The sequence below is a fragment of the Robiginitalea marina genome (genome assembly GCF_024006985.1).
Taxonomy (GTDB): domain Bacteria; phylum Bacteroidota; class Bacteroidia; order Flavobacteriales; family Flavobacteriaceae; genus Robiginitalea; species Robiginitalea marina.
Genome location: NZ_JAMXIB010000002.1, coordinates 348,434 through 371,886, shown reverse-complemented (window position 1 = coordinate 371,886; position 23,453 = coordinate 348,434). Strand labels below are relative to the sequence as shown.

The 23,453-nt window shown below is 51.8% G+C and carries 20 protein-coding genes and 1 tRNA gene; 15 read left to right on the top strand and 6 right to left on the bottom strand.

Annotated features, from left to right (window positions below; all coding sequences use genetic code 11):
* The first annotated feature begins 24 nt into the window (after window positions 1–24).
* The 8 genes from NG653_RS04555 to NG653_RS04520 all read left to right on the top strand — a co-directional run bounded on the left by NG653_RS04555 (window position 25) and on the right by NG653_RS04520 (window position 10,982).
* Window positions 25–1,662, top strand: coding sequence for an amidohydrolase family protein (locus NG653_RS04555; protein WP_252740484.1), 1,638 nt, complete (start codon window positions 25–27; stop codon window positions 1,660–1,662).
* A 74-nt stretch (window positions 1,663–1,736) separates the two neighbouring features.
* Window positions 1,737–3,074 (top strand): metal-dependent hydrolase family protein, encoded by a 1,338-nt coding sequence (locus NG653_RS04550; protein WP_252740483.1) that lies wholly within the window; start codon window positions 1,737–1,739, stop codon window positions 3,072–3,074.
* On the top strand, window positions 3,071–4,735 hold the full coding sequence (locus tag NG653_RS04545) for a M81 family metallopeptidase (protein ID WP_252740482.1): 1,665 nt from the start codon (window positions 3,071–3,073) through the stop codon (window positions 4,733–4,735). Before NG653_RS04550 ends, NG653_RS04545 begins: the two co-directional genes overlap by 4 nt.
* 46 nt (window positions 4,736–4,781) lie before the next feature.
* Complete coding sequence (gene bla / locus NG653_RS04540) at window positions 4,782–5,780, top strand: class A beta-lactamase (RefSeq protein WP_252740481.1); 999 nt, start codon at window positions 4,782–4,784, stop codon at window positions 5,778–5,780.
* 117 nt (window positions 5,781–5,897) lie between these two features.
* Window positions 5,898–7,406 carry a serine hydrolase domain-containing protein gene (locus NG653_RS04535; RefSeq protein ID WP_252740480.1) on the top strand — a complete coding sequence of 503 codons (1,509 nt, stop codon included), beginning with the start codon at window positions 5,898–5,900 and terminating at the stop codon, window positions 7,404–7,406.
* Window positions 7,407–8,090: 684 nt separating this feature from the next.
* Complete coding sequence (locus tag NG653_RS04530) at window positions 8,091–9,365, top strand: DcaP family trimeric outer membrane transporter (RefSeq protein WP_252740479.1); 1,275 nt, start codon at window positions 8,091–8,093, stop codon at window positions 9,363–9,365.
* A gap of 697 nt (window positions 9,366–10,062) precedes the next feature.
* Window positions 10,063–10,362 (top strand): hypothetical protein, encoded by a 300-nt coding sequence (locus NG653_RS04525; RefSeq protein WP_252740478.1) that lies wholly within the window; start codon window positions 10,063–10,065, stop codon window positions 10,360–10,362.
* On the top strand, window positions 10,353–10,982 hold the full coding sequence (locus tag NG653_RS04520; RefSeq protein ID WP_252740477.1) for a hypothetical protein: 630 nt from the start codon (window positions 10,353–10,355) through the stop codon (window positions 10,980–10,982). Before NG653_RS04525 ends, NG653_RS04520 begins: the two co-directional genes overlap by 10 nt.
* Window positions 10,983–11,224: 242 nt before the next feature.
* Here the strand turns inward: NG653_RS04520 and NG653_RS04515 are convergent.
* Window positions 11,225–11,298, bottom strand: a tRNA-Arg gene (locus NG653_RS04515).
* A gap of 80 nt (window positions 11,299–11,378) precedes the next feature.
* Between NG653_RS04515 and NG653_RS04510 the strand changes: the two genes are divergently transcribed.
* Window positions 11,379–11,891, top strand: a complete 513-nt coding sequence (locus tag NG653_RS04510; RefSeq protein WP_252740476.1) for an adenine phosphoribosyltransferase — start codon at window positions 11,379–11,381, stop codon at window positions 11,889–11,891.
* Here the strand turns inward: NG653_RS04510 and NG653_RS04505 are convergent.
* The 3 genes from NG653_RS04505 to NG653_RS04495 all read right to left on the bottom strand — a co-directional run bounded on the left by NG653_RS04505 (window position 11,888) and on the right by NG653_RS04495 (window position 14,819).
* Entirely contained in the window at window positions 11,888–12,040 is a 153-nt protein-coding gene (locus tag NG653_RS04505) for an SsrA-binding protein (RefSeq protein ID WP_252740475.1), read from the bottom strand. The two genes, NG653_RS04510 and NG653_RS04505, sit on opposite strands and share 4 nt — an antisense overlap.
* Before the next feature lie 515 nt (window positions 12,041–12,555).
* Window positions 12,556–14,457 (bottom strand): M56 family metallopeptidase, encoded by a 1,902-nt coding sequence (locus tag NG653_RS04500; protein ID WP_252740474.1) that lies wholly within the window; start codon window positions 14,455–14,457, stop codon window positions 12,556–12,558.
* The gene (locus tag NG653_RS04495) at window positions 14,454–14,819 is read right to left on the bottom strand and encodes a BlaI/MecI/CopY family transcriptional regulator (RefSeq protein WP_252740473.1); all 366 of its coding nucleotides are present in this window, start codon (window positions 14,817–14,819) and stop codon (window positions 14,454–14,456) included. The genes NG653_RS04500 and NG653_RS04495 overlap by 4 nt, the downstream gene beginning before the upstream one ends.
* A 135-nt stretch (window positions 14,820–14,954) precedes the next feature.
* Here NG653_RS04495 and NG653_RS04490 point away from each other — a divergent pair, with 135 nt between their 5' ends.
* Window positions 14,955–15,896 carry a calcium/sodium antiporter gene (locus NG653_RS04490; RefSeq protein WP_252740472.1) on the top strand — a complete coding sequence of 314 codons (942 nt, stop codon included), beginning with the start codon at window positions 14,955–14,957 and terminating at the stop codon, window positions 15,894–15,896.
* A gap of 48 nt (window positions 15,897–15,944) precedes the next feature.
* On the opposite strand, the gene NG653_RS04485 is transcribed toward NG653_RS04490, so the two are convergent.
* Window positions 15,945–16,970, bottom strand: a complete 1,026-nt coding sequence (locus NG653_RS04485; RefSeq protein WP_252740471.1) for a glutamine synthetase beta-grasp domain-containing protein — start codon at window positions 16,968–16,970, stop codon at window positions 15,945–15,947.
* A 211-nt stretch (window positions 16,971–17,181) separates the two neighbouring features.
* Between NG653_RS04485 and NG653_RS04480 the strand changes: the two genes are divergently transcribed.
* The 5 genes from NG653_RS04480 (at window position 17,182) to pyrF (ending at window position 23,174) form a co-directional block, all read left to right on the top strand.
* Window positions 17,182–19,368: a glutamine synthetase III family protein gene (locus NG653_RS04480; RefSeq protein ID WP_252740521.1), complete on the top strand. Its 2,187-nt coding sequence runs from the start codon at window positions 17,182–17,184 to the stop codon at window positions 19,366–19,368.
* Window positions 19,369–19,451: 83 nt separating this feature from the next.
* Window positions 19,452–20,630: an AIR synthase related protein gene (locus NG653_RS04475; RefSeq protein ID WP_252740470.1), complete on the top strand. Its 1,179-nt coding sequence runs from the start codon at window positions 19,452–19,454 to the stop codon at window positions 20,628–20,630.
* Window positions 20,631–20,694: 64 nt separating this feature from the next.
* A complete protein-coding gene (locus NG653_RS04470) occupies window positions 20,695–21,126 on the top strand; it encodes a QcrA and Rieske domain-containing protein (RefSeq protein WP_252740469.1) in 432 nt (143 codons plus the stop codon).
* A gap of 140 nt (window positions 21,127–21,266) precedes the next feature.
* Window positions 21,267–22,343, top strand: coding sequence for a peptide chain release factor 1 (gene prfA / locus NG653_RS04465; RefSeq protein WP_252740468.1), 1,077 nt, complete (start codon window positions 21,267–21,269; stop codon window positions 22,341–22,343).
* Between the two features lie 6 nt (window positions 22,344–22,349).
* Window positions 22,350–23,174 carry an orotidine-5'-phosphate decarboxylase gene (gene pyrF, locus NG653_RS04460; protein ID WP_252740467.1) on the top strand — a complete coding sequence of 275 codons (825 nt, stop codon included), beginning with the start codon at window positions 22,350–22,352 and terminating at the stop codon, window positions 23,172–23,174.
* On the opposite strand, the gene NG653_RS04455 is transcribed toward pyrF, so the two are convergent.
* Window positions 23,171–23,365: a hypothetical protein gene (locus NG653_RS04455; protein WP_252740466.1), complete on the bottom strand. Its 195-nt coding sequence runs from the start codon at window positions 23,363–23,365 to the stop codon at window positions 23,171–23,173. The genes pyrF and NG653_RS04455 overlap by 4 nt on opposite strands.
* Between the last annotated feature and the right edge of the window lie 88 nt (window positions 23,366–23,453).

Below are 23,453 nucleotides of genomic sequence, written 5' to 3'. Positions count from 1 at the left end.
AAAACACCATATACCCTCTGTAAAATGAAAAAAACTCTTTTAACCCTCTTGATATCTGCACTTATTTTCAGCAGCTGTAATCAGAAATCCACAGAAAAAGGGGCTGACCCCAATCAGGAATTTGACATAGTCATCTTAAATGGTCGTGTCATGGATCCGGAAACCAATTTTGACGGCATCAGAAACGTCGGAGTTAAAGACGGTAAAATTGCGATCATCACAGAAGCTGAAATCTCTGGAAAAGAAACCATTGATGCCAAAGACCATGTGGTAGCACCTGGGTTTATCGACGGCCATCAACATACTATTGAGCCGTATGTCTATCGTCTCATGTTGCGTGATGGTCGCACAACTCTTTTAGATTTAGAGGTTGGAGGATTCGGTCCGGAAATCGACAAATTTTATAAACAAAGAGAAGGCAACGCTCCGGTCAATTATGGAGTAGCCGTTGCCCATGAATTAGTTCGTGCCGCGGTGTTAGATGAATTCAAAGATTGGAAACGATATTACACTTTGGATGCGGTTGGTACACGATCGGGAAAAGAAGGATGGTCAAAGACCCGTCCAAGTCTTGAACAAGCCAATGAAATCCTCAAAATGATGGATGAAGGATTGCGTAAAGGAGGCATAGGTATCGGTTCTACTGTTGGCTATATGCGTGAAGGGGTTTCCTCTAGAGAAATTTTTGAACTTCAAAAACTTGCCGGAGCCTACGGTCGTCAAATAGGTATGCATTTTAGATTGACACCCGGGTCGGATGTAGAAGAAACCTTAGGTATTCAGGAAATGCTCGCCAATGCTTCAGCATTAGGTGCCCCGGCCAATGCACTTCATTTCAATAACCCTGGTTATAACTTGGTCTATGAACTACTGCTTAGAATGCAAGGAAAGGGCAACAATGTATGGGGAGAAATATATCCGTATGCTGCTGGCTCAACAGCCCTAAACGCAGTATTCTTGGAGCCGGAGATTTGGGTAAATGCACTTGGCAATAAATATGAAGAAACCCTTCAAGACGTGGAAACTGGAGAATTTTACACCCAAGAAACACGAGAAGAAATGCTGAAGAAAGAGCCTACCCGTTTAGTGCTTGTTTACAAAAGCAAAGAGGAATGGATAGTGAATTGGATTAAAATGAAAGGAGTGGCCATAGGTAGCGACGGTATGCCTTTCATACCCGATGATGGACTTACATGGGAAACTCCCTACGAAGACTTTCCGAATACCCACCCGCGCTTAGCTGGTTCTTTTGCCAAAGTTTTACGTTTAGCAAGAGAAAACAATATCCCATTGATGCAGGCTGTTTCTATGACCAGCTATAACTACGCAAATCCTTTAGGGAAAATGGGTCTTAAAGCCATGCAAGTGAGAGGAAGATTACAAGAGGGTATGGTAGCTGATATTACCATTTTCAATCCTAAAACCGTAACTGATAACTCTACTTATGCCAAAGGTACCCTTCCATCAACCGGGATCCCTCATGTGATAGTAAATGGCATCATTGTAATGAGAGATTCAGAACCTATAAAACGCTTTGATGCGGGTCAACCTATTCGTTTTGAGGTTGAAGAAAAAGGACGTTTTGAACCATTATCTGTCGAAAATTGGGAAAAAGCTTTCTATGCCTCACCTGCTGATTTCAGTGGAGCTGCTTTAAAGTAATACAACTTTAATAATTAAGAGCGCCATAGTATCTCAAAAAGCTAAATAATCAATAAGCTGAAGAGTCTTTGAAAATGAAAAAATCGCTACTCGCATGTATCCTTTGCTTCTTCAGTTTAGGGCTGTTTGCTCAGGAACAACCAAAGCAAATCACCTTGTTTACCAATGTCCAAGTCTTTGATGGACTATCCGATAAACGGTTCAAGGCAGATGTTTTGGTAGAGGGCAACCTCATCAAGCAAATATCAAAAGAACCATTGATGGTTGTGCAAACCGATAATGTCAGCATTATTGATGGGCAGGGCATGACACTCATGCCCGGTCTCATCGACAACCATTGGCATACTGTATTTAATTTCTGGTCGATAAGCAAACTTTTGAATGCAGATTTAGCTCACCTCGGAATCAATGCAGGCCACCATTCAGGAAAAACCCTGTTAAGAGGGTTTACTACGGTGAGAGATGTTGGCGGCAATTCTTTTGGTGTAAAAAGGGCGATAGATGAGGGCACCATTATTGGCCCCAGGATATACCCTTCAGGACCCACGATTAGCCAAACTTCGGGGCATGGCGATTTTCTGGCGCCCAATGCAGTTCCTTCTAACCCGGATCAAGCATTAGATTACATTCAGAGAACAGGCCATACAATCATTGCGGATGGAGTGCCGGAAGTAACAAAAAGAACCCGTGAAGCATTGAGAATGGGTGCTACCCAAATCAAAGTGATGGCTGGCGGTGGAGTATCTTCTTTGTATGACCCGCTCGATGTTACCCAATATACCAAGGCTGAGGCCGAGGCTATGGTTGAGGTCGCCGCAAGTTGGAACACCTATGTCGCCATACATGCCAATACTGATGATGCAATTCAAATATGGGTAAGGGCTGGGGCAAAATCCGTCGAACATGCTTTTCTCATCACCGAAGAAACCGCTAAACTCATGGCCGAGAAAGGTGCATGGTTTAGCATGCAACCCATCATAAATGATGAAGATGCCATTCGATTTGAAGACCCGATAAGCACAGCAAAATTTGTTGAAGTAACGGATGGTCTCGACAATGCGATTGCTTTAGCCAAAAAATATAAAGTGAAAACCGCATTCGGTACTGACATTCTCTTCGATGCCAGGTTGGGCGAAAAGCAAGGGAAATTACTTGCTAAACTGAAAAGATGGTACACCCCCTACGAAATCCTGAAAATGGCCACTTCTGTCAATGCCGAATTGGTGAAACTCTGCGGCCCTCGGGACCCCTATCCACACCCCATAGGAGTTATCAAAGAGAGTGCTTATGCGGATCTGATATTGGTGGATGGCAATCCTTTAGAGAACATCGATTTAGTTGCCGATCCCGAAAATAAATTTAAGGTGATCATGAAAGACGGTGTTCTATATAAAAACAATTTAAACAAATGAAAAGAAGAAAGTTTGTTACGCTATCCAGTGCTGCAGGTGTTGCTGCAGCATCAGCACCTCTACTTTCCTTCTCTTTAAACAATGAAAACACATTAAAAGAAAGTAAAAAATTGAGAGTATCCTATGTTGGTTTTTTCCATGAAACCAACACCTACCTCACCGAAGGTATGGGCGAAACCACGCTCGACAGAATGCGCACGTTCCGGGGTGATCAAATTAAGAATATGTTGAAAGGGACTGCTATTGGCGGTGCGGTAGATGTTTGTGAAGAGAAGGGATGGGAGCTGCTGCCAGGCGTTATGTACTACATAGACTGGTGCTTTAGCACAGTGAGTGATCAGGCTTGGAAAGATGCGAAAAAGGATATCATGGACACGCTGAAATCACAGATGCCGATGGACATCGTCTACCTTGGTGTACACGGTGCCGGCATGGTAAAAAGCACGAACGATCTTGAAGGGGACTTAGCGGAGTCAGTAAGAAAATTAGTCGGAAAGGACACGATAATTGTCTGGAGCGGTGACCTGCATGGCAAGATCACCGATAAAATGAAGGATAATATGAATTTCTTCAGTGCCTGCAAAGAATATCCTCATATGGATATGAATGCATGCGCACGTGATGCGATGTATCGTGGCGCTGCCATCCTTGCAGGAGAATCACATCCTACCCCCGCCTATCGCAAAGTGCCCCTGATGATGGGGATGAGTAATACCGAAGAGGAGGGAACCTTTGCCAATCGACTTAAAGAAAAGTGCATTGAAATAGAAAAAAGGCCCGGTGTTCTCAACTGCTCTGTGATGCATGGTTTCCCATATCAGGACAGCAATTTTTGTGGCGTGTACCCAATGGTCACTACCGAAAATAACCTCAAGCTGGCAGAAGAACTGGTGGACGAACTGGCGCAGTGGATATGGGACCATAGGAAAGAGTCCATCATCCCTTTAGAAACTTTGGACAAAACGATGAGCACTGTGCTGGCCATGCTCGAAAAGGACGGCCACTATGTGCGTAAATTGCCAACAAAAGGCGATATCATAGACCATACCCCTATAGTGATTGGGGACGCGGCAGACAACCCTGGAGGTGGTGCCGGAGGTGGCGGCACCCACCTGCTGAAGGCCCTGATGGAGACAAAGGGCCTGGGGAAAGTCGCTTTCATGTCCATACACGATCCAGAAACCGCAAAGGCAGCAGTCGCTGCCGGTGTAGGAGCAACAATCGATGTGAGCCTCGGGGGCAAATATGAGACATTGGCGGGTGAACCGATTAAGACCAAAGCCTATGTCAAGTCTCTTTCGGATGGGAATGAGACCGTTCGCGGGGGCACCGCTTTCAACGGCCCGTTCCAGCTTGGCCCTACCGCCAGGTTAGTCATCGAAGCTGAGAATACGGTGGATGTTATCGTTATTTCCGGCCTATGCCAGACCTATGATGATACGCAGGGACGGCCACATGGCATCATCATTCAGGAATATGACGTTATAGGTGTCAAAAGCGGGATGCACTTTAGAGCATTCTATGAAAACTTCACCGACAAGTTACTGCTAGCAGATGTTCCAGGAACCACTAGCCGTGATATTACGCTTTTTGAGCATACCCAGCTCAAGTATCCTATCTACCCTCTAGACGAAAACGCAACTTTTAGTATAGGAGATTAATACAAATCGATTAAACGCAATGATTAATATTTAAAAGAAAAGAAAGATGAAGAGAAAGATGAAACAATTATTTACTGTAATAATCTCGGCATTATTTGCAGTTCAACCGGCATTTGCTCAAAAACAAAATGCTGAAGCTATTTCTCAGAAGATCGAGAAACTCACAGAGAAGTTAGCGGGTCGCATTGGAGTGGCGGCACAGGAAATTGGTTCGGATAAGAAGATTACCATAAACGGAGATGAACAGTTTGTGATGGCGAGTACCTACAAGGTTGCGATTGCCGCTGCCGTGCTGGATCGCGTGGACAGGGGGGAGCTGCGGCTCGACCAGATGGTCGATGTCACACTCGATATGATGATGATCGGGGACGCTGCGCTTAATGGCAGATTCGTTCACCCTGGGCTCCAGTTGTCGATCGCGAACCTGATCGAGGTGATGATCACGGAGAGCGACAACACGGCGACCGACATCTCGATGGGGCTGGCCGGTGGCCCCGCGGCAGTGACCAAATATCTGCGCAGGATTGGGATCAGCGATTTCAGAGTCGATCGGCCGACAGGCGAGATCATCGGGGAGTTCTATGGTTTGCCGGGACCGGCCACGCATAAACTCGCCACAGAGGTCTTCAAGGCCCGGCCGGAGCTCTTGAAGATCCAGGGTGACCGCAATCTGGACTTCGAGGCAGATCCACGTGACCAAGCAACGCCCCTTGCGATGCTGCAGCTCCTGCTTGCCATTGACGGTGGCAAAGCGACGAGCTCCGAGAGCCGCGACTTCTTGATTAATGTCATGTCGCGCACGCGCACGGGCTCTGGCCGGCTCAAGGGGCTGCTGCCCAAGGGAACGCCCGTAGCGAACAAGACCGGAACCATAGGGGGCGTGGCCAACGACGTCGGCTATATCACGCTACCCGACGGCCGACGTTTTGCGATTGTGGTATTCACCAAAAGCAGTACAACCTCAGAAGCTGATCGTGATCGGGCCATTGCGGAAGTTACCCGGACTTTATATGACTTTTATTATTTAAAGTCAGAAGACAAATAAGCTTTATCGTGCCTATCAATTCGTTGCAGCGGACGGCGCCTATAGTCACCTCTGAACCAAGGCCTTAGGCACACACATTAGATAAACTTTATTACAAGTATTTAATAAAGAGAAACCATGAAACAAAAAATTAAACTATTATTTACCGTAATGATCTCGGCATTATTTGCGGTTCAACCGGCACTTGCTCAGAAAAAGCCACCGTCCAAAGTGACAATGACGAAGAAGGAGGGCCAGGTGACCTTTGATGCGGTCATCGCCGAAACTGCTGAACTGATCAAGGAAATGCGCATACCGGGACTTGCTGTCGGTGTCATCCACGGGCCCAACTCCTACAGCGCCGGCCTCGGCGTCACCAAGGTAGGCACCGACGAGGCGGTTACCCCTGATACGCAATTCCAAATTGGCTCTGTGACAAAAACCTTCCTTTCGACGGTGGCCATGCAGCTGTCCGAACAGGGCAAACTGGATTTGAACGCCCGTGTCGTCGACATCCTGCCGTGGTGGAGGGTCGCGGATCCCGAGGCGACTTCGAAAGCGCGGGTCGTTGACCTGTTCCACCATCGCGCTGGCTGGTATGGCGACCATGGGTTCTTGCCCGTTCCCCCGGGTGGATCCATTTCCGAGAAGGTCATGCTCCAGGGGGCTTACATCCAGCAGATCTATCCGTTCGATCAAACCTGGATGTACAACAACACCAGTATCACCTTTGCTACCCATGTGGTGTCGCATGTCGGCGGAAAGCCGATCGAGACCCTGATCGAAGAGCACCTGCTCAACCCGCTCGGCATGGATGCGTCATCCTTTAATTACGACACCACTCCTCCGGCTAATAACTACGCATGGGGTCATCCGCCGATCTACGGGGAAGGCAGCATCAGTGATCTAAAGCCGTACTACATTCCGATGATAAGAGAGTCCGCAGCCTCCGGCGGAATCCGGTCTACGGTTACCGACATGCTGAAATACGCCCGCTTTCAGCTGGACGGCAAGGACGCCTCCGGCAAGCAGCTGCTGTCCAGGGAAGCGCTGGACTACGCCCACGCTCCGGCAGTCGAGGCGGAGGCCGGCGACTTTACCGGGCTGACCTGGTTCGTCCACGACTACGACGGGGTCATCAGTCCCAGCCACGGGGGGAATTGGCCCGGCACACGTTCTTTTCTGCAGCTTATCCCGGATCACGACTTTGCCGTGGTGGTTTTGGTCCACAGTGATCGCGGAGTCGAGGCCTACAAGAAAGTTGCGAACGCAATGGTCAAAGCCTTCACGAAAATCGAGGCCAAGTCTCCGGTCGCAGCGGGCGTTGATCCGTCTGTGCTCGACCCCTTTGTCGGCGTCTTCAAGGGCAATTCCCAAAACATCGAGATCCGGAAAGAGGGTGACAAATATGTGTTTATCCAGTTCTCCGCATTGACCAAAGGAGCGGATCCCGCGCCTGCCAATGTGGCCAACACGGCCGAGGGCTATTTTATCATCACCGAAGGCCCGAACGAGGGATCCCTTGGCGAATTGCTCAAAGATCCGTCTGGAGAACTGAACTATGTGCGATTCAACCACCGGATCTTCATTCGGGGCGACGGGGCGGTCGACGAGTTCGATCTCTCCGGATCGGTATTCGACAATTAACCGGGTCGGCAAAGAGAAAACGTTTTCTGCATCGTCAAAGGTTTCCTTTGACGATGCCTGACGTTTTATCATAAAAGTTGGCTTGGCCGCTCATAAACAGGGCTCTACATCGGGCAGATTGGAATCTTTACTAACCTGCTTGGCCAAAGGTTTTTGCTATCAGGCTGAATTTAAATCTAAACCGGTAGAAATTAGCTTTGGTTTGCGGGAAACGACGGATTCACCACAGCGTGTAGAAATAATGGCTACAACACCTCCGGATTTTGATTTAGTCAGGCTTGCCCGACCTGGCAATGAGTTGAACGAGGTGGAAACCGGGACCTTTTCTTTTAAAGAGGCTTCTGTTCATATTGACGCCATTGACCAAATACCCCCAACCTTTGGGCGAAGTAGTATCAGGGATGGCTCTAGGCGTGCAACAGTTTTTTCAAATGTTTGTTGTAGCCATGACTATCCTTGTGGGAATAATGATTGGTTACACCATTGTGAGACCCGAACGCAGTTTATAGTGTTATTGAAAGCTTTAAAAAGAAATAAGACAAGAATAAGTCGGCAGACATAAGCGGATCGCCAGGCTTTTGAAGAAAGCCCTTAACCGGATGTTTTTTGTTTGAGATTGATCACAAACCCATACGTGAAAATTGTTTGAAAGAATACTGCATTTTTAATCTAATAACTGCTCTAATGCTGAAAAAACATCTATTGGTTGCGCTGATCCTGTGTGGATTACAGCTGACCTATGCCCAGGACTGGAATCCCCAGGATTCTATTAAGACAGTGGATAAAAAACAGGATCGCATTGATGATTTCAGGGACAACGTCATCGCGACAACCGGGCAGGACCTGGTGGACGACACATTTCCAAACTCATGGCCTCTATTCGGCACGAAAGCGCGTATGGCTATCGGCGGATATGTCAAACTGGATTATATCCAGGATTTTGACGGAGGGTATGATCGTTTTCAATATGAAATACAAAATGTACCTGTACCTGGTGACGGAAGGCCCTTACAAGACGGCTACATGAACATGCATGCCAGGGAATCCCGCCTAAATGTGGATATCCGCACACTGACGGAAACCGGTATGCCCATGCGGGTATTTTTTGAATTTGATTTCTATAACCTGGACAGGGGACCATTTAACCAAACGCCAAGGTTGCGGCATTTTTATGGCGTAGTGGGACGGCTGTTGGTGGGACGGACCTGGGGGACTCAAAGTGATTTATATGCCGTACCCTCAACCATAGACTTTGCGGCCGGGGATGCACTGACGGGGAGCCGCAGGGCCCAGATCCGTTTTGAAGACCATATAACCGACACGTATAAATATGCAGTTGCTGTTGAAATGCTCGAATTTCCGGGTATTGATCCGAACGGGCAGGTGGGAAAAGCCAGCCAGATACTTCCGATGGTTGTGGGAAATGTTACAAAGGGTTTGAAAGATGGGGGCCGATTGTTTCTGGGGGCATCCGTTTTTCAACTCAGGTGGGACGGAGAAGATGATAATCCGGACGATACGGCCATTGGATGGGGTTTTAGTTTTAGCGGACGGAAGTACCTGGGTGCAAAAAGGCACTATTTCAACTGGCTGTCCTCTTACGGACAGGGATGGGGCAGCCAGATCGTTGCGACCGTTGGCACGCAGGCCTCAGCGGTACTCGACCCGGAAGGAAACCTGAAAACCATGCCGGCCTGGAACCTGTTAGGTGGATTTGCCTTTAATATATCCCCCACACTTGTGACTTCTGTTAACACAGCTTGGTTCGGCATTGATCCGAGTGAATTCCGGGATCCGAATAACCTCAAAGGAGGGGGATCCGGCCATGTGAACCTGATCTGGTCTCCCTATAAAAAGGTAAATATGGGGGTAGAATTCATGATGTTAAAACGCACAAATGTGGATGGGAACAGTGGTACCGGAAAACGCCTGCAGTTTATGGTCAAATATATGTTTTAAACTTCCTGGGAACCCACCTACCCATTTTCAAATTCTCAAATTTTCAAATTGAGAAACTGCCAACTGTGGACTTCAGGGCCAGGAGTACCTCCCCCGATCCCGATAGCTATCGGGACGGGGTCGGTTTTCCTTTGTGCTCCCGCCTGAAAGCTTGTCCCGAATATGCGTGAGGGATAGCAAACGCAGCACCGGCCCAGGATTACGTCGCTTCGCTCCGTGATCCTGTGAAGCTCCGTAGTCTAAATGAAAAGCTCGCCAAACTATCGTTTGGCTTCTTTTTCCGCCTTCTCTTCGGCAAGCAAGTGGTTTCCCAGGAGTACTCGCTGCGCTCGTGATCCTGAAAGTGCTCCCGCCTGAAAATGCAAACCCAGCACCGCCCCTGGCGGTGCGGTTTTATTTTCCGGGTTCCCTTACGAAAGCAAGCTTTCGACGGTTCCCCGAAAAACAAAACCCCGCTCGAACGAGCGGGGTTTGCGCTTTAAGTGACCACGCCAGGATCTAAACCCTCGGCACTATAGATGCAAGTCCAAGTGCTGGTGGTGGTGGTGGTGTAGGATTTGCTATTCCCTGCGATAAGAATTTCAGCTTTAATTCTGTTACTGATAGTGAGTTATGGCAGGAAAGTAGACTTAAGAATTTTGAACAAAACCTAGCATATACTGATCTCAGCAATATTTTTGACACAAATTATTCTACGGTGAGCTATTCTAGTTTAACTTTTGGATTGCCTAAATATAATATAGACGGCGATTTACTCTTTACTAGAAATATGGCACGGGAACTAGCAGCAGGAGCCTTATATATTGCTATTACGGATTTAAAGCGATATTTTCGAAAAAACCCAACTTTAAGGCAAAGTGATTATCAGCGTTATTTCATTAACCAATTAAGAGCTACTTGGATCGATCTCACGAATGGATTGGGTACAATAGATCAATTAGGTTCTAACCATCCTCAAACAGCAGCCAACGCAATCACTTATGATCCATGCGGATAATTATACTTTTTCTGTTGGTTTATAGTTCTTTGCTCTGGAATGATAGTTTAAATGGACAAAATAAACCTCCTACTTTGTTAACTGAAATACATACTGAAAAGGGTTTTTTAATCTTTTCATCATTTTGTTTCGATAATCGATCTAGACTTGATGGAATTCCTCAGGAGATGTATTTCATTCCAGCAGATTCCTATGACTATTCTAGTTCGCTTTCGGATAATTTAGAACATACACTAAAAACAATGGAATTTGAACTTTTTGAGGTTCCTTTTGATGCCCTCGGTATTGGAATTCCTAATTTAAAGGTTGTTCAATCTTCGTTTAATTATTTTCATTTAGCTTCCGCCACCGAGAAAAATCCCTATGATTATTTTGTCTTTTACGGAGACCTACATTGGGATAAAAAACTTCAGAAGACTGCTCAAAATACGAATCCTGAGATGCTCAAAGGGAGCCTCGATGTTTTTGGTGAACTAAGGGTCGAACTTAAAGGCCGAAAATATCATTGGCCATATCGTTCTTTCGGTCGTTTTCACTATTTGGTTGGCTTTTCCAGGTATGATGATAAGGGAAAAAAAGAGTCTTATTTCATTAACCTGGATCATCTTTTCGATGAATAATACGTTTGTATCCAAATCCCAATCATAGATCAGGAATTCAGTGTAAAATAACATAAAGATTTCATGTCTACAGCAGGATTACCTTCGCTTCGCTCGGTTTTCCTGGCGGTCCCGTAGTCTACATGAAAAGCTGCCAGCCCATGGCTGGCTTCTTTTTCTTTCCTCACTGCGACATGCAAGCGAGCTTGCGCCTTGTTCGAAAAGAAAAAAGCCCGCCTTGCGGGCGAGCTTTCATCCTTAAGTGACCACGCCAGGATTCAAACCTGGAACCTTCTGAGCCGTAATCAGATGCGCTATTCAATTGCGCCACGTGGCCGGGAATGTGTTCCCTTAACTAAGGGGATGCAAATATATTTCTTTTTACATTTAGGGCAAAATAACCAACCGTTGATTTCCGTGAATTTTAATGACTACATCAGGGAAGTTCCCGATTTTCCTCAGAAGGGGGTGGTTTTCAAGGATATTACCCCCCTGCTGGAAGACCCGGTGGCCCTGAAGGAAGCCGCGCGGGCACTGTGGCAGTTCGCCGAGGGCCTTGGGGTAGACAAGGTGGTGGGCATCGAGAGCCGGGGCTTTTTCTTTGCCCTGTTGCTGGCCGAACGCCTGGGGGCCGGTTTTGTCCCTGCCCGCAAGCCCGGGAAGCTCCCCCGTCCGACCCGCAGGCAGGACTACGAACTGGAATACGGCACCGATGCCCTGGAGATCCACGCGGAAAGCATCTCCCCGGGCGACCGGGTGCTGGTGCACGACGATGTGCTGGCCACCGGGGGCACGGCCCGGGCGATTTGCGACCTGGTCGAAGGCCTTGGCGGCCAGGTAGTGCAGTGCAATTTCCTGATCGAACTGGGGTTCCTTAAAGGTCGTGACAAACTCAGGGGTTTCCCACTTAAAGCCCTTATCACCTATTAGTCCAGGGCACGGCTTGTGACATAGTAGCGCCAGCCGATAAGGGCCAGTTGCCATTTTTTGGCTTTGGCCAGGTCCAGCCGTTTTTTGCTGAAGGACGGCAGGAACCACCGGTTGAGGCGGGCCAGGAGGCGGAACAGCATTCTTTTCATACTGCCAAAGATACCCTTTCCCGAAAAATAAAAGGCCTTCCCTTGGAACGGGAAGGCCTGTAATCCGAAGTTTTTCCCTTCAACTTAGAAGAGGGCCAATATGAGGGTGAGCAAAAGGGAAAGAACAAATTTTGCCAGAGCGATCATGATGGTAACGTTTTTTTGATTGGGTTGCTTGTTTCTGATTGTGGGGCGAATATATCGGAACGGCCGGGTACCCTCCAAGGAAATCGGGGAAAATCTGCGAAGTTGCGTACACTATTGTAAGTCTTAAAACATTTTAACCTGTAAATAAAAAGCATGAAACCTTGTAAATGATTGTTAAATGGAATTTTAATAAGGCATTATGCTTATATACTGTAATAATTGTAGGGGGTTTTTCCCTGGTTTTTCGAAAACCAAGGGGGAAAAGGACCTTTTTCCCCCTGTTTCGTATGCTTTTGTCTTTTTGCACTTCCCGGGACCCTGTTTCCAGGCCAGGCCTTGGGCGTAATCTGGCTGGCCTCCGCCGGGGATCACTGCTTTTTGGTGGTAATTTCAATCACCCCGTCAGCCGCTTTTTTCCCGTACTTTTCAAGGGCGGCTTCCCCTTTCAGGACATTGATGGATTCAATCTGGTCCGGGGCCAGGCCCTTCATATCTTTTTTGCTGGCCTTTTTTCCATCGATAAAGATCAGGGGGTTGTTTCCAGTGGAATAAAAGCTCATTTTTGATTGTTTCCCGTGGGGGAAATCCCCCGATTTTTCGGAATCAATCACAATGGCCCTGTAGCGAACCGAGTCCTTGGCATCAGGCGACATCCTGATGATCCTTTCGGTCTTCCCGTCTTCCTGTACTTCGATGTTATGGATTTGGATGTCCGCCTCTGAAGTAATGTCCGTTTCAAGCATTTTCACAAAGATCTTGTTGGCCTCGCCCTGCTCGCGGAGTTCTTCACGGCTCACTTCTTTCCCGTCCACAAGGATGACTTTCTCGCCGTCCTTCTCACGTACCTCTATTGTTTTGGCGTCTTCCATCGTGAGGATCATCATTTTTTCCCGTTCCTCAAGTTGCCTGAGATAGGCCTTTTCCCCTTTCACTTCGTCGACCTCCTTTCCGTCCACGATAATGACCTGATTCCCCGGCGCCATCCGGGTTCCAAACAACGGTCCATCTTCTTCCCCGGAGCGCTGTACCCAGATCATCTTCTCGCCAGATCCTGTAGTGAAATGAACTTCTTTGCCACTGCTGAATTTCCTGTAGGTACTGGCTTCCCCAAAGAAGACACCCCCTTCGGAATTGATATAGATCAATACGGGTTTAATGGGCTCCTCTGAATCCGAATTGTAACTGCCGCTGAAGGGGTTTCCGTTTTCGGCCTTGCCGCTGAAATTAAAGGACAGGTCAATGATCTCCCCGGCCCCGTTCCGGACGGTGGTGTAAGAGAAGTCGATCCCGTCTTTAGCCATTTTTTCCTTGAGTTCCAGCAATTCGGCATCCGAGGTATTTTTGTCGATGGTCACCTCAATGGTTTTCTCCCCAGGGGTGATGAGCTCCTGGGCGGAATCCAGTTGTGGCACATAGACGGTCTCGCGGTTGAAGGCCATCAGGAACAGGGCCAGGACCGGCACAATCAACAGGTACTTCAGCAAATGGATGGTTTTGGATGGGGTTTGGTGTAACATAACGATTCGTTTTTTGAGGATTGGACTGTTGAAAGCGTTGACCAGGGAAGGGCTCATCGGGTTCCCGGAGACCTTCAGCAGGGTGTATTGGTATTCCCTGGGCGAGGGCAGGTGCCGCAGGGCCCCGGCATCGGCCAGGTATTCCAGGTTTTCCTGTATGGTTTTCTGGTAGATCCAGGCCAGGGGGTTCAGCCAGAGGGCCACGGCTGCAGCCCGGGCCAGCAGGATGTCGAGGGTATGCCACTGGCGGGCATGCACTTTTTCGTGTTCCAGGATCTGTTGGAACTCGGCCGGGTCGTGCGCCTTCGGGTTGTAAAAGATATGCTTCAGGAACGAAAAAGGCGCCCCGACGACCTGTTCGGTAGGCCGTAGGACCACGCCGTCTTTTCGGATACTGCGGGGGCCTTTCATCAGCTTCAGCACCCCCAGGAGTTGCCTTGCGGTGCGGCCCAGGAAAAAGAGCATGCCCAGCAGGTAAGCGCCAAATAGCAGAGTCCTTAACCCCACCCGGGATTCAGTATTGTCCATGTCCGGCATGGCGGAGGCCGGTGTCCCGGCCATCAGCTCCAGGGGGATGGCAACCTCTTCCCGCAGGGTCACCAGGGGGAGGAGGAGGGCTGCGAAAATCCCGCTGAGCAGGAAAAACCGGTTGACCCTGAAAAAGGTTTCCCTCCTGAGCAGGGCCTGGTAGACCAGCAGGAAGAGGGCGAGGATGGCCGAGGCTTTCAACAGGTACGCTTCCATATCAGTCATTTCTTTTGTTTTTCGATCAGGGCGATAATCTCCCGCAGGTCATCGGCTGAGATTTTTTCCTCCCGGGCAAAATGGGAGACCAGGCTCTTGTAGCTGTGGTCGAAATAATCGGCAATGGATTCCCCGATAAATTCCCTGCGATACGCCTCCCGGCTTACCAGGGGGAAGTAGCGATGGGTATTTCCAAAGGCTTCATGGCCCACAAAACCCTTTTCCTCCAGGTTGCGCACCATAGTGGAAAGGGTGTTGTAATGGGGCTTTCGTTTGCCGGGGAAGGCCTCGAGCAACTCCTTTACAAAAGCTTTTTCCAGCTTCCAGAGCAGCTTCATGATTTCTTCTTCCCGTTGGGTGAGTCGTTGCATGGCTATATTCGATTTCACGCAAACATAAACTAAAATATTAGTTGTGAAACTAAAAATATAGTTAAAAAACTATAAAAATAGTTGTTTGCCCCCCGGGGATTTGCCTGTCCCTACACTATATTTACAGCTTTTTGTATGGCTGACTTTATCTATATCGCGGTGGGTTTATCCCTGCTGATCCTGGGGGGTAATTTCCTGTTGAAAGGGTCTGTGGACCTTTCTTTCCGGCTGAATATCCCCAAAATCGTCGTGGGGATGACCGTCGTTTCCTTTGTCACCTCGGCCCCTGAACTCATTGTAAGCGTACAGGCGGCCCTCAGGGGCTTCCCTGACCTGGCCCTGAGCAACGTGGTGGGTTCAAACATCGCCAACCTGGGGTTGGTCCTGGCGATAACCCTGTTGATCGGCAGTATGGAAATCCGCCGCAGTTTTTATTTTACCGACTGGCCGGTGATGATGGCGGCATCCCTGCTGTTTTTTGCCTTTGTGGCGCCCGATCGGGTATTGGGCCGGACGGAAGGCATCATTATGGTATCTTCCCTATTCCTGTTCCTGATCTTCCTGCTGCGTTTCCAGAAACCGGCTATTGTGGAAGCCCTCCCCGAGGTGGTGACCCTGCTCCCGCTTTACCAGACGGTATTTTTCCTCGGCGCGGGGGGGGTGGCCCTTTGGGGTGGCTCCGAATTGTTGATCTCAGGTGCCGTGGGCCTGGCCTCCTATTTTGAAGTAAGCGACAGGGTGATCGGTATTTCGATAGTTTCAGTGGGCACAAGCATCCCGGAACTCGCAGCTTCGGTCATCGCCATGGTGCGCAGGGAAAAGGCCATCTCGGTCGGGAACCTGATCGGGTCCAATATTTTCAACCTCCTGGGCGTGCTCGGCATTACCGCCCTGGTCACCCCCATCCGGGTGGTGGATGACCGGCTGATTGCCGAAGACCTCGTATGGATGCTGGCTTTTGCATTCCTTGTGCTCCCCATGGTTTTCCTCCCCAAGGGCCTCCGCCTCGACTGGAAAAATGGCCTGGTGCTCCTCGGGACCTATGTCCTGTTCCTCTTCTTTACCCTGCAGGCATAAAAAAACCCCGCCTTTTTGAGCGGGGTTCCTTATTCCTGGCAAAGGGTTTCAGGCAGTCACCTGGATGTTGGCCCCTTCCACGGTTTTGATGATGCGCGCAGCAACCCTGTACGGGTCGGCGTTGGACGCCGGACGGCGGTCTTCGAGCCAGCCTTTCCAGCCGCGTTCCACGGTCAGGATCGGGATGCGGATGGAAGCGCCACGGTCGGAAACCCCGTAGCTGAAGTCGTGTATGGAAGCCGTTTCGTGTTTCCCGGTCAGTCGCTGGTCGTTATCCGCTCCGTATACGGCGATATGTTCCTCCCGTACCGGCCGGAAAGCCTCGCATACCTTCTCGTAAATTTCCCTGGATCCGCAGGTCCTCAGCAGGGTATTGGAGAAGTTGGCGTGCATCCCGCTTCCGTTCCAGTCCCCCTTGATGGGTTTTGGGTGGTATTCAATGTACCATCCGTATTCCTCGGTAAGGCGGTCGAGCATGTAGCGGGCCACCCACACCTGGTCACCGGCATTTTTGGCGCCCTTGGCAAAAATTTGGAATTCCCATTGTCCGCAAGCCACTTCCTGGTTGATACCCTCGAAATTGAGGCCTGCCTGCAGGCAGAAATCGGCATGGCGTTCCACCAGTTCGCGCCCGTGGGTATTCTTGCCCCCTACAGAACAATAGTAGAGGCCCTGCGGCCCGGGATACCCGCCGGGGGGAAAGCCCAGGGGCAGGTCTGTATGGGTGTCCATGATGAAATATTCCTGCTCAAAGCCAAACCAGAAATCCCCGTCGGCATCCGAGTCAATGGTGGCGCGGGAATTGGTGGGGTGGGGGGTGCCGTCCGGGCTCAGGACTTCGCACATTACCAGGTAGCCATTTTCCCGGGCCGGGTCCGGATAGATGGACACGGGCTTCAGGAGACAATCCGAGGAGCCGCCCTCCGCCTGCTGGGTGGAACTTCCATCGAAGGACCAGATGGGGCAGTCTTCCAGCTTCCCGCTGAAATCCGTCTCGATCTTCGTTTTGCTCCTCATGTTGGGAGTTGGCTGGTAACCGTCCAGCCAGATATACTCTAACTTAGCTTTGTTCATCATTGAAGGGTTTACTTTGGGTTCATGTATCGAGGCACAAAAATAATATTATTTATGAACTGGGTGCAGCAATTATTAGGGGTAGTTATCAAAAAAAGCGATAAAATTATCAACAGACCCCTTTTTGGGAGGGGGGTATGGTTTTATAAAAAATCGAAATTTGTTTTTGTGAAATCCGTAATTTTACCTCCTGATCTTGAATAAATCCATGATGAACACCCAAAGAAACCAGGCCAATTTTGCCTCCCGGGCCCCCGTTGCCCCCATTAAGGAAGAGGGCGTCCGCCGTTCCGAGTACTTCGGCCAACGCGTTTTCAATGAAGAGCGCATGCTGCAATACCTGACCCGCGATGCCCTGGCCAGCGTGAAGGCCGCTATTTTTTCCGGGACCAAGATAGACCGGAAAATAGCCGACCAGGTGGCCGAAGCCATGAAGGCCTGGGCCATTTCCATGGGGGCCACCCATTATACGCACTGGTTCCAGCCCCTTACCGGGGCAACGGCTGAGAAACACGACGCCTTTTTCGACCTGCTCCCCGATGGGCGGGCCATTGAGAAATTCGGAGGAAGCCAGCTGGTGCAACAGGAGCCCGATGCCTCGAGCTTTCCAAGCGGGGGCATCCGCAATACCTTTGAAGCCCGGGGCTATACGGCCTGGGACCCGACTTCCCCGGCCTTTATTTACGGCTCCACCCTTTGCATTCCCACGGTTTTCGTCTCGTACACCGGGGAAGCCCTCGACAACAAGACCCCTTTGCTACGGGCACTCCACGCCGTGGATGTTGCAGCCACCGCGGTGGCCCGCTACTTCGACAAGAACGTGAACAAGGTTATTGCAACCCTGGGCTGGGAGCAGGAGTACTTCCTGGTCGACAAGGCCCTGGCGCAGACCCGGCCAGACCTCCTCCTGGCCGGACGCACCCTGGTGGGCCAATCGGCGGCCAAGGGCCAGCAACTCGACGACCACTACTTCGGGGTCATCCCGGGCAGGGCCTTCCAGTTTATGCGCGACCTGGAGCAGGAATGCATGCTGCTGGGCATCCCGGTCAAAACCCGCCACAACGAGGTGGCCCCGAACCAGTTCGAGCTGGCCCCCGTTTTTGAGGAGGCCAACCTGGCCGTGGACCACAACCTGCTGCTGATGGACGTAATGGATAAGGTGGCCGACCGGCACGGGCTGCGGGTATTGTTTCACGAAAAACCCTTTGAGGGCATCAACGGATCGGGCAAGCACAACAACTGGTCGCTGAGCACCGACACCGGCACCAACCTGCTGAGCCCGGGGTCCACCCCCATGAAGAACCTGCAGTTCCTCACCTTTTTTGTGAACACCATCAAGGCCGTCGACCGTTATGAGGAGTTGCTTCGCGCCTCCATCGCCTCGGCCAGCAACGACCACCGCCTGGGGGCCAATGAGGCGCCCCCGGCCATTATCTCCATCTTCATCGGCACCCAGCTGAGCGCAGTGCTGGATGAACTGGAGGGGGTTTCACAGGGGAAGTTGTCCCCGGAAGAGAAAACCGAGCTTAAGCTCAACGTGGTGGGCAAGATCCCGGAAATCCTTCTCGACAACACCGACCGCAACCGGACCTCCCCCTTTGCCTTTACCGGGAACAAGTTCGAAATGCGGGGGGTGGGTTCCCGGGCAAATTGCGCGAGGCCCATGACGGTGCTAAATACCATCGTGGCCCGGCAGCTGAATGAATTCAAGGCTGCCGTGGACCAGCTGATCGAAAAGAAAAAATTGAAAAAGGACGAGGCCATTTTTAATGTGCTTCGGGAATACATCAAATCGAGCAAGCGCATCCGGTTCGATGGGGACGGCTACAGCCCCCAGTGGGAAAAGGAGGCCGCCCGGCGCAAGCTGAGCAACAACAAAACCACCCCCGTGGCCATGAAGGTCCTGACTGCCCCTGAAACCCGGGAGCTGTTTGCTTCCCTGGGGGTGCTCACCGAAAAGGAACTCCTGGCCCGTTACGAGGTGGAACTGGAAACCTACATCCTCAACCGGCAGATCGAGGGGCGCGTGCTGGGGGAACTTGTATATCACTCCATTATCCCCGCCGTGGTCGGGTACCAGAACCAGTTGCTCGAAAACATCGCCGGGCTGAAGGAGGTCTACGGGGCTGCCCACAAGAAAATGGCCGGGGCCCAGCTGGCCCTCTTGGAGCAGCTGTCGGAGCACTTGCAGGCGCTGCACCAGAAAACCGAAGCCATGACGGAGGCGCGCAAAAGGGCCAATACCCTTAGGGAAGTCCCTAAAAAAGCAGAGGCCTATTGCGAGGCCGTTTTACCCTTTTTCGAGGAGATCCGCCACCACAGCGACCGGCTGGAACGCCTGGTAGCCGACGATTACTGGCCCCTGGCCCGCTACCGGGAATTGTTGTTTTTGAAGTAGGGTCATTTCGCCTTTTTCAGGGGGAAACCCGGGGGGTTCCCTCCAATTGGCGTATTTTTGCCCCATCCCAACCTGACGTACCCATGGATCAGAACCATTCCGGCCGCTATGCGAAACGCGGGGTTTCCGCCACCAAAGAAGAGGTGCACAAAGCCATCGCGAATATCGATAAGGGCTTGTTTCCCAGGGCGTTTTGCAAAATTGTCCCCGATCACCTCACCGGCGACCCGGAGTACTGCCTGGTGATGCACGCCGACGGGGCGGGCACCAAGTCGTCCCTGGCCTATATGTACTGGCGGGAGACGGGAGACCTGTCCGTCTGGAAGGGGATCGCCCAGGATGCCCTGGTGATGAACCTCGACGACCTGCTGTGCGTGGGGATTACCGACAACATCCTGTTGAGTTCCACCATCGGGCGGAACGCCAACAAAATCCCCGGGGAGGTGATTGCGGCCATCATCCGGGGCACGGAAGAACTGATCGCCGACCTCCACCAATGGGGTATTACCATCCACAGCACCGGGGGGGAAACGGCCGATGTGGGCGACCTGGTACGGACCGTAATCGTCGATTCTACCGTTACGGCCCGCATCCGGCGCGACCAGGTGATCGACAATGCCCGCATCCGGGAAGGGGACGTGATCGTGGGCCTGGCGTCCTTCGGGCAGGCCACCTATGAAACCGGGTACAACGGGGGCATGGGGAGCAATGGCCTCACCTCGGCCCGCCACGACGTCTTCGCCCGCGACCTGGCCGGCAAGTACCCCGAAAGCTTCGACCCGGAAATCCCGGAAGCCCTGGTCTATTCCGGGTCCACCGCCCTGACCGACCCGGTCCCCGGCACCCCGCTGGATGCCGGCCACCTGGTATTGTCGCCCACCCGCACCTATGCCCCCATCATCAAAAAGGTACTGGAGGCCTATGGCCCTTCGGACATCCACGGCATGGTGCATTGCAGTGGCGGGGCTCAGACCAAGGTCCTGCATTTTGTAGAAGGGTTGCACGTCATCAAAGACAACCTTTTCCCGGTGCCCCCGCTGTTTGAACTGATCCAGCGGGAATCGGGCACTTCCTGGAAGGAAATGTACCAGGTCTTTAACTGCGGCCACCGCATGGAGCTCTACGTTCCCGAATCCCTGGCCCCAGGGCTGGTCGCCCTCTCCCAATCTTTCGGGGTGGAAGCCCGGGTGGTCGGACGCGTGGAAGCGGCCCCTTCCAAAAAGCTGACCCTGAAGACCCCTTACGGCACGTTTCAGTACTGAAGCACACGAAATCGAGGTTCCGGACGTTTTTGTAAAGGTGGGGGCATCCCCAATACAAAAGCCTATGGAACGGAAAGCATTTTTAAGGTCCCTGGGGGCCGGGGCGGCTTTCGCCCTTACCTTTCCCTGTTTGCAGGGATGTTCAAAAGACGGGGAACCCGGGGGAGGGGAGGAAGTCCCCACGGGCGTCGACTTTACCATCGACCTTAGCGGCCCTGACGGCACCGCCCTGCAGGACCCGGGGGATTTCATCGTCCGCAATGATGTGGTGGTGGCCCGCAACCTCGAAGGGCAATTCGTGGCAGCCAGCCGCATTTGCAGCCACGAACAGAACCCCGGGGTGTCTTTTGTCGACATCCAGGGGGGCATCTTCGAGTGTTATGTGCACGGGTCGCGGTTTGCCCAGGACGGCACCCCCCTGAATGCCATTACCCAAAACCCCCTGAAAATCTTCAATACCACGCTGAGCGGCAACCTCCTGAGGGTGTTCGATTAAGCCCCGGGGTTCCCTGCTTCGGCCGTTACTTTGCCCTTTGCTTCAAGGCGCCCCGGGTACCGGTGGCCTGTTTTCCCGCCTGGGGGATGCCTGGAAAATCCCCCTAAAAAATCGTACCTTCGCGGGGAATTCAGGAGGCTATGCTCGAAAAGCTCGACATCGTAAAACAGCGGTTTGATGAGGTCTCGGACCTGATCATCCAACCCGACATCATTACAGACCAGAAGAAATACGTCCAACTCAACAAGGAGTACAAGGACCTTAAAGTCATCATGGACCGGCGCCGCCGGTACCTGGAATTGAAGGACCTCCTCCGGGAGGCCGAGGAAATCCTCTCCCATGGGGGCGACCCTGAGATGGCCGAAATGGCAAAACTGCAGTTGGAGGAGGCCCGTGAGGCCCTTCCCGTCCTGGAAGAGGAAATCAAGATGCTCCTGATCCCCAAGGACCCGGAAGACGCCAAGGACGTGGTGATGGAAATCCGCGCGGGTACCGGGGGCGACGAAGCCAGTATATTTGCCGGGGACCTTTACCGCATGTACACCAAATACTGTGAATCTCGGGGGTGGAAGACCCACGTGCTCGATTTCAGTGAGGGTACCAGCGGGGGGTATAAGGAAATCCAGTTCGAGGTGACGGGGGAAGATGTTTATGGGACCCTGAAGTTCGAGGCCGGGGTGCACCGGGTACAGCGGGTGCCCCAGACGGAGACCCAGGGCCGGGTACATACCAGCGCCGCCACGGTGATGGTACTCCCCGAGGCCGAGGAATTCGAGGTGCACATCGACCCGAAGGACGTCCGCATCGACTATTTCTGTTCCTCGGGACCCGGGGGCCAATCGGTGAACACCACCTATTCGGCCGTCCGCCTGACCCACCTCCCGACCGGGATCGTGGCCCAGTGCCAGGACGAAAAATCACAGCATAAAAACAAGGACAAGGCGTTTAGGGTGCTCCGCTCGCGCCTGTACGACATGGAGTTGGCCAAGAAACAGGAAGAGGATGCTGCCCGCCGGAATTCCCAGGTCAGCAGCGGCGACCGTTCGGCCAAGATACGCACCTACAACTACCCACAGGGGCGGGTCACCGACCACCGGATCGGCCTGACCCTCTACGACCTGCAGAATATCATCAACGGGGACCTGCAGCGCATAATCGACGAACTGATGCTGGTCCACAACACCGAAAAACTAAAGGAGGCCTCCGAGGCATTCTGATCTGAGATGAGCACCGAACACCTACTGGCACAAATCCTGGCCAAGCGCAGTTTCCTGTGTATCGGCCTGGATACGGACCCGCAGCAACTCCCCGCGGGGCTGCAGGGGGAGGAAGACCCCGTCTTTGCCTTCAATAAGGCGGTAATCGATGCCACCCACCACCTCTGCGTGGCGTATAAGCCCAATACGGCGTTCTACGAGGCCGGGGGAAGCCGCGGCTGGGCGTCCCTGGAAAGGACCATTGCCTACCTCAACACCCATTATCCGGACCATTTCACCATAGCCGACGCCAAGCGGGGCGACATCGGCAATACTTCAGGCCGCTACGCCCGTGCATTTTTCGAAGGGATGGATTTTGATGCCCTCACGGTTGCCCCGTATATGGGCAGGGATTCGGTGGAGCCCTTCCTGGCCTTCGAAGGCCGGTTTGTCATCTTGCTGGCCCTGACTTCCAACCCCGGGGCCTTCGACTTCCAGACGCTGCCCTGCGGGACCGAGGAACTCTGCCTGCGCGTGCTGCGGCAAAGCAGGGAATATAGTCATCCTGAAAGGCTTATGTATGTGGTTGGGGCGACCAAGGCGTCGTACCTCAGTAAGGTTAGGGAAGTTGTGCCTGATGCTTTTTTACTGATCCCAGGGGTCGGGGCCCAGGGCGGAAGCCTGGAGGAAGTATGCCGCTATGGGATGACCGATGGGGTAGGGCTGCTGGTCAACTCATCCCGGGGTATCATATACGCCTCGCAGGGGGAAGATTTTGCCGCCGCAGCGACAAAAGCGGCAGCAACCCTCCAGATGGAGATGGCCGCGATCCTTAAGGCGGCAGGCCTTTAGGCAAACTCCTGAAGTTGCTTCTGGATTTTTAAGATTTTGCTTTCGAAGAAATCCTTCATCCGGGAATCGGCGCGTGCCGCTTCAGAGGCCTTCCGCATAAAATGCTGCAACTGGGTTTCGAGGAGGGTGATTCCCTGAACCCCTTCATCCAGCGGATGGCTGGAACCCACTTTGCAATATTGTTTTTCCATGGCAACCTGTTTTTATCAAATATACGGGGAAAACACGGTTTTAGATGTCGCCTTGCATGGCGATTTAACTAAAAATAAGGTTATTTAT

Excerpts from the sequence above, each read along its gene's own strand:
- NG653_RS04545 (WP_252740482.1), top strand. The coding sequence starts at position 3,071 with ATGAAAAGAAGAAAGTTTGTTACGCTATCCAGTGCTGCAGGTGTTGCT.
- NG653_RS04550 (WP_252740483.1), top strand. The coding sequence starts at position 1,737 with ATGAAAAAATCGCTACTCGCATGTATCCTTTGCTTCTTCAGTTTAGGG.
- NG653_RS04535 (WP_252740480.1), top strand. The coding sequence starts at position 5,898 with ATGAAACAAAAAATTAAACTATTATTTACCGTAATGATCTCGGCATTA.
- NG653_RS04495 (WP_252740473.1), bottom strand. The coding sequence starts at position 14,819 with ATGCAACGACTCACCCAACGGGAAGAAGAAATCATGAAGCTGCTCTGG.
- NG653_RS04475 (WP_252740470.1), top strand. The coding sequence starts at position 19,452 with ATGGATCAGAACCATTCCGGCCGCTATGCGAAACGCGGGGTTTCCGCC.
- NG653_RS04520 (WP_252740477.1), top strand. The coding sequence starts at position 10,353 with ATGCGGATAATTATACTTTTTCTGTTGGTTTATAGTTCTTTGCTCTGG.
- prfA (WP_252740468.1), top strand. The coding sequence starts at position 21,267 with ATGCTCGAAAAGCTCGACATCGTAAAACAGCGGTTTGATGAGGTCTCG.
- bla (WP_252740481.1), top strand. The coding sequence starts at position 4,782 with ATGAAGAGAAAGATGAAACAATTATTTACTGTAATAATCTCGGCATTA.
- NG653_RS04555 (WP_252740484.1), top strand. The coding sequence starts at position 25 with ATGAAAAAAACTCTTTTAACCCTCTTGATATCTGCACTTATTTTCAGC.
- NG653_RS04505 (WP_252740475.1), bottom strand. The coding sequence starts at position 12,040 with ATGAAAAGAATGCTGTTCCGCCTCCTGGCCCGCCTCAACCGGTGGTTC.
- NG653_RS04480 (WP_252740521.1), top strand. The coding sequence starts at position 17,182 with ATGAACACCCAAAGAAACCAGGCCAATTTTGCCTCCCGGGCCCCCGTT.
- pyrF (WP_252740467.1), top strand. The coding sequence starts at position 22,350 with ATGAGCACCGAACACCTACTGGCACAAATCCTGGCCAAGCGCAGTTTC.
- NG653_RS04485 (WP_252740471.1), bottom strand. The coding sequence starts at position 16,970 with ATGAACAAAGCTAAGTTAGAGTATATCTGGCTGGACGGTTACCAGCCA.
- NG653_RS04490 (WP_252740472.1), top strand. The coding sequence starts at position 14,955 with ATGGCTGACTTTATCTATATCGCGGTGGGTTTATCCCTGCTGATCCTG.
- NG653_RS04455 (WP_252740466.1), bottom strand. The coding sequence starts at position 23,365 with ATGGAAAAACAATATTGCAAAGTGGGTTCCAGCCATCCGCTGGATGAA.
- NG653_RS04500 (WP_252740474.1), bottom strand. The coding sequence starts at position 14,457 with ATGACTGATATGGAAGCGTACCTGTTGAAAGCCTCGGCCATCCTCGCC.
- NG653_RS04530 (WP_252740479.1), top strand. The coding sequence starts at position 8,091 with ATGCTGAAAAAACATCTATTGGTTGCGCTGATCCTGTGTGGATTACAG.
- NG653_RS04470 (WP_252740469.1), top strand. The coding sequence starts at position 20,695 with ATGGAACGGAAAGCATTTTTAAGGTCCCTGGGGGCCGGGGCGGCTTTC.